The sequence below is a fragment of the Rhodococcus xishaensis genome (assembly GCF_004011825.1).
In the GTDB taxonomy this organism is placed as follows: domain Bacteria; phylum Actinomycetota; class Actinomycetes; order Mycobacteriales; family Mycobacteriaceae; genus Prescottella; species Prescottella xishaensis.
Window position 1 is genome coordinate 212,216 of the sequence record NZ_RKLO01000006.1, and the last position, 14,750, is coordinate 226,965.

Annotated in this window: 14 protein-coding genes; 12 read left to right on the forward strand and 2 right to left on the reverse strand. The window is 67.2% G+C overall.

Annotated elements, in window-relative coordinates; all coding sequences use genetic code 11:
• Positions 1-98 precede the first annotated feature (98 nt).
• The 3 genes from EGT50_RS15150 (at position 99) to EGT50_RS15160 (ending at position 2,939) form a co-directional block, all read left to right on the forward strand.
• The gene (locus EGT50_RS15150) at positions 99-1,538 is read left to right on the forward strand and encodes a cation:dicarboxylate symporter family transporter (protein WP_127955490.1); all 1,440 of its coding nucleotides are present in this window, start codon (positions 99-101) and stop codon (positions 1,536-1,538) included.
• A 115-nt stretch (positions 1,539-1,653) separates the two neighbouring features.
• A complete protein-coding gene (locus EGT50_RS15155; RefSeq protein ID WP_127955491.1) occupies positions 1,654-2,148 on the forward strand; it encodes a glutathione peroxidase in 495 nt (164 codons plus the stop codon).
• Positions 2,149-2,234: 86 nt separating this feature from the next.
• On the forward strand, positions 2,235-2,939 hold the full coding sequence (locus EGT50_RS15160) for a DUF2334 domain-containing protein (protein WP_127955492.1): 705 nt from the start codon (positions 2,235-2,237) through the stop codon (positions 2,937-2,939).
• Between the two features lie 42 nt (positions 2,940-2,981).
• On the opposite strand, the gene EGT50_RS15165 is transcribed toward EGT50_RS15160, so the two are convergent.
• Complete coding sequence (locus tag EGT50_RS15165; protein ID WP_127955493.1) at positions 2,982-3,629, reverse strand: MBL fold metallo-hydrolase; 648 nt, start codon at positions 3,627-3,629, stop codon at positions 2,982-2,984.
• A gap of 141 nt (positions 3,630-3,770) precedes the next feature.
• Here EGT50_RS15165 and purS point away from each other — a divergent pair, with 141 nt between their 5' ends.
• The 6 genes from purS (at position 3,771) to EGT50_RS15195 (ending at position 10,753) form a co-directional block, all read left to right on the forward strand.
• On the forward strand, positions 3,771-4,007 hold the full coding sequence (gene purS / locus EGT50_RS15170; protein ID WP_127955494.1) for a phosphoribosylformylglycinamidine synthase subunit PurS: 237 nt from the start codon (positions 3,771-3,773) through the stop codon (positions 4,005-4,007).
• Entirely contained in the window at positions 4,004-4,684 is a 681-nt protein-coding gene (gene purQ / locus EGT50_RS15175) for a phosphoribosylformylglycinamidine synthase subunit PurQ (RefSeq protein ID WP_127955495.1), read from the forward strand. Before purS ends, purQ begins: the two co-directional genes overlap by 4 nt.
• Positions 4,685-4,731: 47 nt before the next feature.
• Positions 4,732-5,082 (forward strand): VOC family protein, encoded by a 351-nt coding sequence (locus EGT50_RS15180; RefSeq protein ID WP_127955496.1) that lies wholly within the window; start codon positions 4,732-4,734, stop codon positions 5,080-5,082.
• Between the two features lie 23 nt (positions 5,083-5,105).
• Positions 5,106-6,443, forward strand: a complete 1,338-nt coding sequence (locus EGT50_RS15185; RefSeq protein WP_164873426.1) for a M18 family aminopeptidase — start codon at positions 5,106-5,108, stop codon at positions 6,441-6,443.
• Positions 6,444-6,688: 245 nt separating this feature from the next.
• On the forward strand, positions 6,689-8,968 hold the full coding sequence (gene purL, locus EGT50_RS15190) for a phosphoribosylformylglycinamidine synthase subunit PurL (RefSeq protein ID WP_127955498.1): 2,280 nt from the start codon (positions 6,689-6,691) through the stop codon (positions 8,966-8,968).
• A gap of 3 nt (positions 8,969-8,971) precedes the next feature.
• Positions 8,972-10,753 carry an alpha/beta hydrolase gene (locus EGT50_RS15195; protein ID WP_127955499.1) on the forward strand — a complete coding sequence of 594 codons (1,782 nt, stop codon included), beginning with the start codon at positions 8,972-8,974 and terminating at the stop codon, positions 10,751-10,753.
• 9 nt (positions 10,754-10,762) lie between these two features.
• On the opposite strand, the gene EGT50_RS15200 is transcribed toward EGT50_RS15195, so the two are convergent.
• On the reverse strand, positions 10,763-11,200 hold the full coding sequence (locus EGT50_RS15200; RefSeq protein WP_127955600.1) for a PPOX class F420-dependent oxidoreductase: 438 nt from the start codon (positions 11,198-11,200) through the stop codon (positions 10,763-10,765).
• 69 nt (positions 11,201-11,269) lie between these two features.
• Between EGT50_RS15200 and EGT50_RS15205 the strand changes: the two genes are divergently transcribed.
• The 3 genes from EGT50_RS15205 (at position 11,270) to purM (ending at position 14,611) form a co-directional block, all read left to right on the forward strand.
• Positions 11,270-11,656 (forward strand): sterol carrier family protein, encoded by a 387-nt coding sequence (locus EGT50_RS15205; RefSeq protein ID WP_127955500.1) that lies wholly within the window; start codon positions 11,270-11,272, stop codon positions 11,654-11,656.
• Positions 11,657-11,799: 143 nt separating this feature from the next.
• Entirely contained in the window at positions 11,800-13,380 is a 1,581-nt protein-coding gene (gene purF / locus EGT50_RS15210) for an amidophosphoribosyltransferase (RefSeq protein WP_127955501.1), read from the forward strand.
• 151 nt (positions 13,381-13,531) lie between these two features.
• A complete protein-coding gene (purM, locus tag EGT50_RS15215; RefSeq protein WP_127955502.1) occupies positions 13,532-14,611 on the forward strand; it encodes a phosphoribosylformylglycinamidine cyclo-ligase in 1,080 nt (359 codons plus the stop codon).
• The last annotated feature ends 139 nt before the right edge of the window (positions 14,612-14,750 follow it).

Genomic DNA, 14,750 nt, shown 5'->3' on the forward strand with positions numbered 1-14,750 from the left:
TGGGTCCAGCATTCATTCTCGGGTTGGCGTGATCCCGATCACTCTCGGGGATCATCCGCCCGACTCTCCGAGTATCCATCCAATCAAGAGGACACCGCATGAGCACGAGTGGAACAGGGAATGCGGCATCGGTGCAACCCTCCGAAGGAGCAAAGCAACCCGCCGAAGGCGCGAGGAAGCGTGACCGTACGCACTGGCTCTACGTCGGCGTCGGTATCGCCGTCGTGGCTGGTGTGCTCGTCGGGTGGCTAGCCCCGGAAGCCGGGAAGTCTCTCGGTGTGCTCGGCACGATGTTTGTGAACCTGATCAAGATGATGATCAGCCCCGTTATCTTCTGCACCATAGTCCTCGGCATCGGATCGGTGCGGGCGGCCGCGAGTGTGGGCAGGGTCGGCGGGATTGCGCTGGCGTACTTCCTCGGCATGTCGACCGTCGCGCTCGGGATCGGCCTCGTCGTCGGCAACCTGCTCAAGCCAGGCAGTGGACTGGACGTCTCCGGCACCATGAACAGCGGTGTGGCACTTGCCGAGCAGGCCCATGCCGCCGGAGGAACGATGGACTTCATCGGGTCGATCATCCCGATGTCGATGCTGTCCTCGCTCACCGCGGGCAGCGTGCTGCAGACGTTGTTCGTGGCACTGCTCGTCGGGTTCGGACTGCAGTCGATGGGCAGGCAGGGCGAACCAATCCTGCGTGGCGTCGGCTACGTACAGAAGCTCGTGTTCAGGGTGCTCTCGATGATTCTGTGGCTTGCGCCGATCGGTGCCTTCGGCGCGATCGCCAACGTCGTCGGACAGACCGGACTCAGAGCCGTCGCCCAGCTCGGCACGCTCATGCTCGGCTTCTACCTGACCTGCCTGATCTTCGTGTTCGGCGTGCTCGGCACCCTTCTGCGGGTGGTCTCCGGGGTCTCGATCTTCAAGCTCGTGCGGTATCTCGCTCGCGAATACCTGTTGATCGTCGCTACGTCGTCGTCCGAGTCGGCCCTACCGCGGCTCATCGCAAAGATGGAGCACGTAGGCGTCGAGCGCTCCACGGTCGGCGTGGTAGTGCCCACCGGCTACTCGTTCAACCTCGACGGCACCGCGATCTACCTGACGATGGCGGCGATCTTCATCGCCGACGCCCTGGGGCAGCCACTGTCGCTGCCGGAACAGCTGTCGCTGCTGATCTTCATGATCATCGCGTCGAAGGGCGCGGCCGGCGTGAGCGGCGCCGGACTCGCCACCCTCGCGGGCGGTTTGCAGAGCCACCGTCCCGAACTACTCGACGGTGTCGGTCTGATCGTCGGTATCGACCGATTCATGTCCGAGGCCCGCGCGGTCACCAATTTCTCCGGCAACGCGGTTGCGACGCTGCTGGTCGGAACCTGGACCAATTCTGTGGACCACGAGCAGGTGCGCGTCGTCCTCGACGGCGGGCTGCCGTTCGACGAGGCGACCATGGTCGACGACCACGGCGTCTCGGATACCGAGACGACCACGGAACCGCCGGGCGCATCCGACGCGGCCGCGGAGCGACACATGGCACGTACCTGATGTTCGTGGCCCAATGTTGGTGGCCCCGATGTCATGGCACAGAAGGATTCTCCTGGGCGCGGGGTCGACCCGTAAGAGAAGCGCGAGCCCTAAGCGGTTGGCTAGGTTGATACATATGACGACTCGATTGCAGGACATCACGATCAACACCCTCGGCGGTGAGCCGACAAGCCTCGGTGAGTACGGCGGACGCGCCGTCCTTGTGGTCAACGTGGCCTCGAAATGTGGCCTGACGCCTCAGTACTCAGCTCTCGAGAAGTTGGCTGGCGAGTACGCCGACCGTGGCCTGACGGTCATCGGTATTCCGTGCAACCAGTTCATGGGTCAGGAGCCGGGTACACCCGAGGAGATCCAGACCTTCTGTTCCACTACGTACGGCGTCACGTTTCCGCTGATGGAGAAGATCGAGGTCAATGGGGAGAATCGGCACCCGCTGTACGCCGAGCTCACCAAGACCGCGGACATCGACGGCGAGGCGGGCGATATCCAGTGGAACTTCGAGAAGTTCCTGATCGCACCCAACGGCACTGTCGCGAACCGCTTCCGTCCGCGCACCGAGCCCGACGGTCCCGAGGTGATCGCGGCGATCGAGGCCATGTTGCCGCGCTAGACCGATAGCGCCCGCACACGAAATCGTCCACGAATGTGTGTGCGGGTGCCGTCTGGTGTTCACCTCCGACTGGAACGCTTGAACGCATGACCGGACAGGTGATCGTGTCGGTGTCGGGAATCACCGACGATACGCGCGACCTCGTCGCTGGGTTCGCTGCGGAGATGGATCGAAGATCCGTTCCGCTGTCGCTGTTCGTCGCGCCCCGGCTAGAGGAAAAGTACCGACTGGCAGCGGATCCGGGCACCCAGGAGTGGTTGCGCGAGCGCCGCGATCGCGGCGACGCAATCGTCTTGCACGGCTTCGACCAGGCCGCCACCAAGGGGCGCCGCGCCGAGTTCGCGATCCTGCCGGAACATGAGGCCCGACTGCGTCTGTTGGCCGCCGACCGCGTACTCGAGGAGACGGGCCTGCGCACGCGGCTGTTCGCTCCGCCCCGATGGGTCGCATCCCCGGGTGCCGTGGCGGTGTTGCCGACCGTCGGCTTTCGCCTGATCGCGGGGCTGACTGCGATCCGTGACCTCACGCGCGGGGTGAGCATCCGCGGCCACCTCATCGGGCTGGGCGACGGCTTCCGCACCGAGCCGTGGCGGTGCCGGGCGATGGTGCTGAACGCGTCCCGAGGAGCGCGGCGCGGGCGCCTGGTGCGCTTGGCTGTCTCGGCGAAGCAACTCGGCACGTCCGGGCCCCGGCAGGCAGTGCTCGACGCGGTCGATCTCACGATGCACCACGGCGCCGAGCCCACCGTCTACCGGTGGCCGCTGCCGGACCGGGCGCACGAGGCGGCGTGAGACGCGGCCCCGCCGCTCGCACCTCTCGTTGCCCGATGTCGTTCAGGACACCTCGACGCTCGACTCCTCGGGCAGAACGCGCAATTCCGTTCCGCCCGGGCCCATTTCGGTGAGACGCCCGTAGTAGATTCCCCGAGCTTCCCTCGCGACGACGCCCTGGTGGATCGGCACCGCGACCCGCGGATGCACCGCCCGCAGGTAGTCGATCGACTCGGAGATCTTCAGCCACGGAGCCGCCGCGGGGATCGCGAGGACGTCGACCTTCTGCTCCGGCACGAACAGCGAGTCCCCCGGGTGCATCAGCTTGGCTGGACTCTCGGCGTCACCGAGCAGGTAGGCAGTGTTGTCGATCAGCGGGACCTCCGGGTGGATCACCGCATGGGTGCCGCCAGTGCCTGTCACCTGCACCTCGCCGACGTTGAACACGTCGCCCGGATACACCGCAGTCCACGCCTCGCCCAGCAGCGCCGTCGTCTGCGGATCCGCGTACAACCCTGCTCCAGGGTTGGCCTCGACAAGTGCGGGCAGGCGCTCCGGATCGGCGTGGTCGGGGTGCTGGTGGGTGATGAGGATGGCGTCGAGACCGGTGATTCCCTCGAACCCGTGCGAGAAGTTTCCGGGGTCGAACAGGATCTTTGCGCCGTCGAGTTCCACCAGGACACAGCTATGGCCGAAGTGCGTCAGTCGCATGAGTCGAGTATGCGCGATCACAACCGTCAGCGCGCGGCTGTAAGGCGCTCACTCGGTTCGGGTGCGCACCGGGCAGCCCGGTAAACTCCCGCATGCCCGGTGCGATCCCGGGCGGAAGCCAGCCATAGCGAGGAGCAGCACGTGGCCCGTGTCGTTGTCGATGTCATGCCCAAGGCCGAAATTCTCGACCCGCAAGGGCAGGCCATTGTCGGGGCTCTTTCCCGACTCGGTCACGACGGTGTGGCGGACGTCCGCCAGGGTAAGCGGTTCGAGCTCGAGGTCGACGACACCGTCAGCGACGACGAGCTCGCCAGGATCGCCGAGTCGCTGCTGGCGAACACCGTGATCGAGGACTGGAAGGTAACCCGAGTCCAGTGAGCGCCGCACGCATCGGAGTCATCACCTTCCCAGGCACGCTCGACGACGTCGACGCGTCTCGTGCCGTACGCCTCGCCGGCGGTGAGGCCGTCAGCCTCTGGCACGGCGACGCCGACCTGCGCGGTGTGGACGCGGTCATCGTCCCCGGGGGCTTCTCCTACGGCGACTATCTGCGCTGCGGTGCCATCGCCCGCTTCGCGCCCGTCATGGGCGAGGTCGTCAAGGCGGCCGCCGGCGGGATGCCCGTGCTCGGTATATGCAACGGCTTCCAGGTTTTGTGCGAGGCCGGTCTGCTGCCGGGTGCGCTGACCCGCAATGAGGGCCTGCACTTCATCTGCCGCGACCAGTGGCTCGAGGTTGCCTCGAACACCACCGCATGGTCGTCGCGCTACGAGGTCGGCGCCGAGATCCTGGTCCCGCTCAAGTCCGGTGAGGGCCGCTACCAGGCGTCCGAGCAGGTGCTCGACGAGCTCGAGGGCGAGGGGCGCGTGGTGTTCCGGTATGCCGGCGACAACCCGAACGGCTCGCAGCGGGGCATCGCCGGCATCGCGTCGGCCAACGGCCGGGTGGTCGGCCTCATGCCGCACCCCGAGCACGCCACCGAGCCGCTCACCGGGCCGAGTGACGACGGACTGGGCATGTTCTACTCCGTCCTCGATGGAGTCCTGACAGCCTGACCCCGCGGTTCCCCCGGGTTGTCGGACCCCCGCGATAGCGTGCTGCCATGACACTTGGACTAGGCATGATCACAATCGATTCGGCCGACCCGGGCCCGCTCGCGAAGTGGTGGTCCGATCTGACGGGCGGCACGATCGAGGAGGAGAACGAAGGCTGGTTCTACGTCGTCGGGGTTCCCGGCTGGGGCCACAAGCTCGGCTTCCAGAAGGTGAGCGACCCCACCTCGGGAAAGAACCGACAGCACATGGATCTAGGGTCGTCCGACCTGGATGCTGAGGTCGAGCGAATTCTGGCTGCCGGTGCCACCGAGGTTCATCGACAGAGCATGGACAGCTTCCGCTGGGTCGTGTTCGCGGACCCGCAGGGCAACCAGTTCTGCGTGGCCGGAGGGCACTGAGCCCGTACTGCATGATTGTCGGTATGCCATCGATGACGCAGGCCGACGCCCAGGGATTGTGTTCGTTCGTCGACGCATCGCCGTCGCCGTTCCACGTGTGTGCGACGGTGGCGGCGCAGCTCGCCGAAAACGGATTCACCGAACTGCGCGAGACCGACGCATGGCCCGCCGTGTCCGGCCGGTACTACCTGACCCGCGGCGGATCGCTGATCGCCTGGAGCACGGAGAGCGCCGGGAAGGGGGGCACCGGGGAGTCCGGGCCGGCATCGCCGTTCCGGATTGTCGGCGGGCACACCGACAGCCCGAACCTGCGGGTCAAGCAGCACCCCGACCTGGTCCAGGCCGGCTGGCAGCTCGTCGGTCTCGAGCCCTACGGGGGTGCGTGGCTCAACTCTTGGCTCGACCGTGACCTCGGCATCTCCGGGCGGCTCAGTGTTCGGTCGGGTGGCGGGCGGTCGGGTGGCGGGCGGTCGGGCGATGCGGTCGAAGAGGTGCTGGTCCGGGTCGACCGTCCGATCCTGCGGGTGCCCCAGTTGGCGATCCACCTCTCCGAGGACCGCAAGGGTGTGCAGCTCGACCCGCAGCGGCATGTGAACGCGGTGTGGGGCATCGGCGGCGAGCCGCGCTCGTTCATCGGGTTTCTCGCCGGTGAGGCCGGAGTCGACGCGGACGCCGTCCTCGGCTGGGAACTGATGACGCACGACCTGGCTCCGTCGGCCGTGGTCGGGGAGGACTCGTCGTTGGTGAGTGCGCCGCGCCTCGACAACCAGGGCACCTGTTACGCCGGCACGCGGGCGCTGCTCGCCGCGGTCGCCGAGCCCGGTGACTGCACACCGGTACTCGCGTTGTTCGACCACGAGGAGGTTGGCAGCATGTCCGATCGCGGTGCTTTCTCGGACCTGCTCAACTCGGTGCTCGAGCGCATCGTGCTCCTCCGTGGCGGCGGGCGTGAGGACTTCCTGCGGGCGATGTCCGGGTCGGTATGCGCGTCGGGCGACATGGCGCACGCGACCCACCCGAACTACCCGGATCGTCACGAACCAGCCCACCGCATCCAGGTGGGCGGCGGACCGGTGCTCAAGGTCAACCAGAACCTGCGCTATGCATCCGACGCCGCCGGCGCCGCCGAGTTCGCACTCGCGTGCGACCGCGCCGGGGTTCCGCTACAGAGGTACGTACACCGCGCCGATCTCCCGTGCGGATCGACGATCGGACCGATCACCGCATCCCGGACCGGACTGTCGACCGTCGACGTCGGGGCACCGCAGCTGGCGATGCACTCCGCCCGAGAGTTGATGGCTGCGAGAGACGTTCGAATGTACGCCGACGCGCTCGCGGCCTTCCTCACACCGGTGCGCTAGTTGGATACGGTGTTCCGTTCCTGTTCGGACGGCGTGGTGATCTCGACCGCGCGGTGATCGCATCGAGGCTGTCGATGTCGTCCCCCGACCGGCGCAGCGCGAAGCGGGGCCAGCCCAACCCGCGAGCCAGGATCGGGCTCATGGCGCGCGGTGCGCGGTGCGTCGGCGACCGCCGCTAGACTTTGGCCTGGCAGCCCGCTGCCCGGCTCGCCGATTCATCTCAGAGGGAAGGGACCGCACGCCCCGTGTCTCCGCAGGTAGATACCGTCACTCACGCTTCCTCGACTCCTGAGGTCGCTCAGCCGTACAAGGAGCTGGGCCTCAAGGACGACGAGTACGCCCGCATCAAGGAGATCCTCGGTCGCCGGCCCACCGATGCAGAGCTCGCGATGTATTCGGTGATGTGGAGCGAGCACTGCTCTTACAAGTCGTCGAAGGTCCACCTCCGCTACTTCGGTGAGACCACGACCGACGAGATGCGGGCCTCGATGCTCGCGGGCATCGGCGAGAACGCCGGTGTCGTCGACATCGGCGACGGTTGGGCCGTCACCTTCAAGGTCGAGTCGCACAATCACCCGTCGTACATCGAGCCCTATCAGGGTGCGGCGACCGGTGTCGGCGGCATCGTCCGCGACATCATGGCGATGGGCGCACGCCCGATCGCGGTCATGGACCAGCTCCGTTTCGGGGCCGCCGACCACGTTGACACCCGCCGCGTCGTCGACGGTGTCGTGCGTGGCATCGGCGGCTACGGCAACTCCCTCGGCCTGCCCAACGTCGGCGGCGAGACCGTGTTCGACGAGTCCTACCAGGGCAACCCGCTGGTGAACGCGCTGTGCGCGGGCGCGATGCGCGTAGAGGACCTGCACCTGGCGTTCGCGTCCGGCGCCGGCAACAAGATCATCTTGTTCGGTGCACGCACCGGTCTCGACGGCATCGGCGGTGTGTCGGTGCTCGCCTCGGAGACCTTCGACGACAGTGCAGGCGGTCGCCCCAAGAAGCTGCCGAGCGTCCAGGTCGGTGACCCCTTCACCGAGAAGGTGCTCATCGAGTGCTGCCTCGAGCTGTACCGGGCCAAGCTCGTCGTCGGTATTCAGGACCTTGGTGGAGCCGGACTGTCCTGCGCGACGTCGGAGCTGGCCGCAGCCGGAGACGGCGGCATGCACATCGACCTCGACAGGGTCCCTATGCGGGCCACCGGCATGACCGCGGCAGAGGTGCTGTCGAGCGAGTCGCAGGAGCGCATGTGCGCGGTTGTCACCCCCGAGAATGTCGACGCGTTCATGGAGGTGTGCGAGAAGTGGGACGTGCTGGCCACCGTCATCGGTGAAGTCACCGACGGTGAGCGCCTCGTCATCGACTGGCACGGCGAGACCGTCGTCGATGTCCCGCCGCGCACCGTCGCGCACGAGGGGCCGGTGTACGAGCGCCCGGTTGAGCGGCCGGACACCCAGGACGCGCTGATCGCCGACACGACCGCGAACCTGAAGCGTCCGGAGGCTGCCGAGGAGCTCAAGGCGACGCTGCTCGAGATGATCGCGTCGCCGGCGTTGTGCAGCCGCAAGTGGATCACCGAGCAGTACGACCGCTACGTCCGTGGCAATACGGTGCTCGCGGAGAACGCTGACGGCGGAGTGGTCCGCATCGACGAGCAGACCGGTCGCGGGATCGCGCTGGCCACCGACGCGTCCGGCCGCTACACGATGCTCGACCCATACGCCGGAGCGCAGCTCGCGCTCGCCGAGGCGTACCGCAACGTGGCCGTCACCGGAGCCACACCGAAGGCGGTCTCCAACTGCCTCAACTTCGGTTCGCCGGAGGATCCGGGTGTGATGTGGCAGTTCCAGCAGGCCGTACGCGGCCTGGCCGACGGCTGCGCCGAGCTGGGCATCCCGGTCACCGGCGGCAACGTCAGCTTCTACAACCAGACCGGATCCACCGCGATCCTGCCGACACCGGTCGTCGCCGTGCTCGGCGTCATCGACGATGTGCAGCGTCGCATCCCGACTGGCATCGGCCTCGAGCCGGGCGAGACCCTGATCCTGCTGGGGGAGACCCGTGATGAGTTCGACGGCTCCATCTGGGCGCAGGTCGAGCACGGTCACCTCGGCGGTGTCCCGCCGAAGGTCGATCTAGAGCGTGAGCGACTGCTGGCAGACATCCTGCTGGCCGGCTCCCGGGACGGCCTGATCTCCGCCGCCCACGACCTGTCCGAGGGAGGTCTCGCGCAGGCCGTCGTGGAGGCCGCGCTGTCCGGCGAGACCGGGTGCCGAATCCTGCTGCCGGAGGACACGGACCCATTCGTGACCCTGTTCTCCGAGTCGGCCGGTCGCGTGCTGGTCGCGGTACCGCGTACCGAGGAGAGCCGCTTCACCGGTATGTGCTCGGCCCGTGGGCTGCCCTGGGTTCGCATCGGCGTCGTCGACGAGGGCTCGGACTCGATCGAGGTCCAGGGTCAGTTCTCGGTCACTATGGCCGAGTTGCGTGCGGCGTTCGAATCGACCCTCCCGGCGATGTTTGGATGATGCGTGACGGACTCGGGGGTCGAACGAGAGGGGCTCACTGAGCTGCGGGAGAGCCCGCAGCCAGTGCCCCCTGCCCGCCCCAGTTTCCAGCAGCGACATCCGTTCGTCGTCTGGGCGTGGAGCCTGCTCAGTCTGGACTTCACGGGAATCGCGTTCGGAACGCTGTTCTTCTGCTGGTCGCTGACGCCGTCGCTGCTGCCGCGCGACTGGCTGTACCAGGGACTGATCGGTGGCATCAGCGCCGCCATCGGCTATGCGGTCGGCACGGCGATCGGCTGGCTGGTCTACGAGTTCGGCCTTGCGCGCCGGTCCTGGTGGCCGTTGTCCGACCGGATCATCCGGCCCGTCAAGGTGGCCGTGCCGATCCTCTCGCTGCTCGCGGCGATCATCATGCTGGTCTACTCGGCCGGCTGGCAGCGGGAGTTGTCCGCGCTGATGAACGCGGAGGGCACGACCACTACCGGATACATCCGTACCCTTGGCCTGAGCATGCTCGTCGCGGCCGCGCTCATCGCCGTGTGGCGGGTGTTGCGCGACCTCGTCCGGTGGGTGGCACGCCAGCTCAACCGTTGGCTCAAGATCCCGAGCCCGGCCGCGTCGGCAGCTGGGTTCGCCGTCGTGCTCGTGTTGGTGTTCATGCTGGTCGACGGCATACTCCTGCGGGTCGGCTACGACGCGGTGAACTCGGCGTTCAGCCTCCAGAACAACGAGACCCGCCCCGGCGTGGTGCAGCCGCTACTGCCAGAGAAATCGGGCAGCCCGGTGTCGTTGGCGCCGTGGGACACCCTCGGATTCGAAGGCCGCAACTTCGTCTCCGGCGGCATCAGCGCCGCCGAACTGACTGCAGCCAACGGAGAACCCGCCCAGGAGCCCATCCGGGTCTACGCGGGGCTCGAAACGGCGCAGGACACCGATGCCCGCATGGACATCGTCCTCGACGAACTGGAGCGGACCGGCGCCTTCGAACGCAAGACGCTGGTGATCATCCCCACCACCGGGACCGGTTGGGTCAACCCGACCGCGGCACAGGCGATCGAACTCGTCGAGAACGGCGACAGCGCGCTCGTCGCCGCCCAGTACTCGTACCTGCCCAGCTGGATCTCGTTCCTCGCCGACCGCAGCAAGGCGGCGGCCGCCGGCAATGCGCTGATCAGCGCAGTCCACGATCGGTGGCTCACCAAACCGGAGGCGACCCGGCCCAAGCTGTACGTGTACGGCGAGAGCCTCGGAACGCAGGCCGGTGAGGGTGCCTTCGATGGACTCGCGGACATTCGTGAGACCGTCGACGGCGTGCTCTGGGTTGGGCCGCCCAACTCGAACCCGCTGTGGCGGTCACTCACCGACCGACGGGATCCCGGCACGCCGGAAATCCAGCCGGTGTATGCAGACGGTCTGATCGTGCGGTTCGCCGACGACGCCGCCGCGATACCTGGGGGGCCGGGGCCCTGGCTCGAGCCGCGCGTGCTCTATATCCAGCACCCGTCCGATCCCGTGGTGTGGTGGTCCACCGACCTCATCTTCAGACGTCCGGGCTGGCTGTCGGAGCCACCCGGGTTCGATCGGCTCCCGTCGATGAGGTGGTTCCCGTTCGTGACCTTCTGGCAGGTCAGTGCCGACCTGGCGAACGCGGCCGGAGTCCCCGACGGGCACGGCCACAACTACGGAACCACCATCCTCGATGGTTGGGTCGCGGTCACCACGCCCGACGGCTGGACGCAGGCAGACACCGAACGGGTCCGCGACGTGCTCGAGTCGCTCCGGGGGCGGGACGGTCCGGAGAAGTGAGGGAAGCGGTTAGGCCATCCCGTAGATGCGTCCGGTGTTGATCCGCAGAACCAAACGTTGCTCGTCGACCATCGCGCGCCGGAACTGGTCCCAGTCCTCGTGCTCGCCTCCGGTGGCGCTGCGGTAGACCTCGACGAGTTCGCCGACGGTCGAGTCCAGCGGGTCTGCGGCAACGGGCGAGAGCTCCGCGTCGCCCTCGACGACTGCGTAGCTCCAGAAGTCGGGAGCGCTCACGTGCAGGGAAACCCGGGGGTCCCGCGACGCATTGCGGGTCTTTGCCCGGTCCGCGGTCACCGACACCCGCGCAGTCCGGGTGTCCGGATCCCACGCGTACATGACATTCGACAGCTGCGGCCTACCGTCACGCTTGACGGTTACGAGAATCGCCTTGTTCTGCGACGCAACGAGATCGAGAAGCGGACGCGGCGTGCTGACCTCGGTGCTCATGACCTGTGCAACGGCTTCGTCCACGGGCTTGTTCCTCGAGGACGGTAGGTTCGGTTAGATTCCATGCCCATGCCAGCTCGTCGCGCCGTCGATCCAGCCGAACTTCGCAGCGCTCTGCTCGCCGTCGGACCGTGGCTGCGGGGCGAGGAAGAGGCGGCGCCGGCGCGCACTCAACTGGCCGCTGCCGTCCGGCTCAGTGCCCGCACCCTCGAACAGGTCGCCCCCGGCTCGAGCGTGGAGGTACGGGTGCCGCCGTTCGTCGTTGTGCAGTGCATCGAGGGTCCGCGGCACACCCGCGGCACACCACCGAACGTCGTCGAGACCGACCCGCGAACCTGGCTGCTGATGGTGATCGGACGGCTCGGTTTCGACGACGCTGCCGCGGCCGGTTCGCTGGACGTGTCGGGCAGCCGGGCCGGAGAGGTCAGCCACTGGCTGCCGCTGTTGCGTCTGTGACAACTGCCTGCGACCACCGCGACCTGTGACAACCGTTGCGTTGCGCGACTCACCGAAAGTCAGGCCACCGAAAGTCAACCGATGTGCCCGCGGTAGTTAGAATGGGCACGCCCCGCACCGAAGCCCCTAAGGGAGCGCCTGTAGTGACTCGTGCCGACCTGTCGGTCAACAGCCGGAACCTTCTCGCTACGACCACGCCGGAGGCGGACGAGAACGAACCTCGTGAGGAGTGTGGCGTCTTCGGAGTCTGGGCTCCAGGCGAGGAAGTCGCCAAGCTTTCCTACTACGGGCTCTACGCCCTCCAGCACCGCGGTCAGGAGGCGGCCGGCATCGCGGTCGCCGACGGCTCGCAGGTGCTGGTCTTCAAGGACCTCGGACTGGTCAGTCAGGTGTTCGACGAGCAGACCCTCGGCGCGATGCCTGGGCACGTCGCCGTCGGCCACTGCCGCTACTCGACCACGGGCTCGACGACGTGGGAGAACGCGCAGCCCATCTTCCGCACCACGGCCGCGGGCACCGGCGTCGCGCTGGGCCACAACGGCAACCTCGTGAACACGGCCGAGCTCGCGCAGCGCGCCCGGGAACTCGGACTGATCGACGACAAGCGCCCGGGTGCGGCGACATCGGACTCCGACGTAGTCGGCGCCCTCCTTGCGCACGAGGCCGCCGACAGCACGCTCGAGCAGGCCGCGTTGATGCTGCTGCCGACGCTGCGTGGCGCGTTCTGCCTGACTTTCATGGACGAGCACACGCTGTATGCGGCGCGCGACCCGTACGGTATTCGTCCACTGTGCTTGGGCCGCCTCGACCGCGGCTGGGTGGTCGCGAGCGAGACCGCAGCCCTCGACATCGTCGGTGCCTCGTTCGTCCGCGAGATCGAGCCCGGTGAACTGCTCGCGATCGATGCCGACGGCGTCCGATCATCGCGGTTCGCCAACCCGGAACCCAAGGGCTGTGTGTTCGAGTACGTGTATCTGGCTCGTCCCGACAGCGTGATCTCGGGACGTTCCGTGCACTCGACTCGCGTCGAGATCGGCCGCCGCCTTGCCAAGGAGCACCCGGCCGACGCCGACCTGGTGATCCCGGTCCCGGAGTCCGGCACGCCCGCTGCGGTTGGATACGCGCAGGGCTCCGGTATCCCGTATGGCCAGGGTCTGATGAAGAACGCCTATGTGGGGCGCACCTTCATCCAGCCGTCACAGACCATCCGTCAGTTGGGTATTCGGCTCAAGCTCAACCCGTTGCGGGAAGTTATCCGCGGCAAGCGTCTCGTTGTCGTCGACGACTCGATTGTGCGCGGCAACACCCAGCGAGCGCTGATCCGCATGCTGCGCGAGTCCGGTGCGCTCGAGATCCACGTGCGGATCGCATCTCCACCGGTCAAGTGGCCGTGCTTCTACGGCATCGACTTCGCCTCGCCCGCCGAGCTGATCGCGAACGGCGCCGAGGGCAGCGGTGTGAACGACACGCTCGACGACATGCTCGAGGGAGTACGTCGCTCGATCGGTGCCGACTCGCTCGGATACATCTCGATCGACGGCATGGTTGCCGCGACCGAGCAGCCCTCGACTCGCCTTTGTAAGGCGTGCTTCGACGGGACCTACCCGATCGCGCTGCCGAGCGAGGGGATGGGCAAGAACGTCCTCGAGGGCATGCTGGAGTCGGCCGCGGGCACCCCGATCTCGCACGACAACGACAACGCGAACGCGCTGTCCCGCCCCTAGAGCAAGGACGATTCCGCGTGCCTCGCGCACTCCGGTAGCGTAAGGGCGCAATCGAGGTGATTGCCGTGTACGCGCATGCATGCGTATGCATGACTTCCGTGATTGCGTCAGTGGAGACGTTCACCGAAATCAAGGCTGGAGCCAGAACCCAATGACCGAGGACAGTACCCGCACGCAGGGCGCTTCGTACGCCGCCGCCGGAGTGGACATCGAAGCGGGCGACCGGGCAGTCGAGCTGTTTGCTCCGCTGGCGAAGAGGGCCAGCCGCCCCGAGGTCATGGGGGGTCTCGGTGGGTTTGCCGGTCTGTTCTCGCTCAAGGGTCACTATAAGGAGCCGCTGCTCGCGGCCTCGACCGATGGTGTCGGCACGAAGCTCGCCGTCGCACAGGCGATGGACAAGCACGACACGGTCGGTCTCGATCTCGTCGCGATGGTGGTCGACGACCTCGTCGTGTGTGGGGCCGAGCCACTGTTCCTCCAGGACTACATCGCCGTCGGCCGCGTCGTTCCGGAGCGGGTCGCGGAGATCGTCGGCGGTATCGCCGAGGGTTGCATCCAGGCCGGCTGCGCGCTGCTCGGCGGTGAGACGGCCGAGCATCCGGGCGTGATGGCGGACGGCGACTACGACATCTCGGCAACAGGTGTCGGTGTCGTCGAGGCCGATGCGGTGCTGGGACCGGACCGGGTCCGCCCGGGTGACGTCGTGATCGGTATGGGTTCGTCGGGCCTGCACTCCAACGGCTACTCACTCGCCCGCAAGGTGCTGCTCGAGATCGACCGGATGTCGCTGACTGGTCACGTCGACGAGTTCGGCCGCACGCTTGGTGAGGAACTGCTCGAGCCCACCCGTATCTACGCGAAGGACTGCCTGGCGCTCGCTGCCGAGGCTGACGTGCGGACCTTCTGTCACGTCACCGGTGGTGGCCTGGTCAACAATCTCGCCCGCGTGATGCCCAAGGGCTTGGTCGCCGAACTCGACCGTGGCACCTGGAGTCCGGCGCCGGTGTTCACGCTGATCGCGCAGCGCGGTCGCGTCGAGCGTGCCGAAATGGAGCAGACGTTCAACATGGGCGTCGGGATGGTCGCGATCGTCGCGCCGGAGGACGTGGATCGGGCCATGGCGGTTCTCACGGCCCGCCATATCGACTGCTGGACGCTCGGTACCGTCAGGAAGGCGTCTGACGCCGACTCGGTTCGCGCCGCTTTGGTCGGCGATCATCCGCGCTTCTGAAACGCCGCTCTGAACCACCCGCGCCGTCTGGCTCGTCCAGCGGGAGTCCAGCACTAGATTGCACGTCGAGGTAGCTGGCACGTAGCGGACGTCCCCGGACGGTGGTGCTGAGAGCGTCCACGACGCGTGGACAACCGGT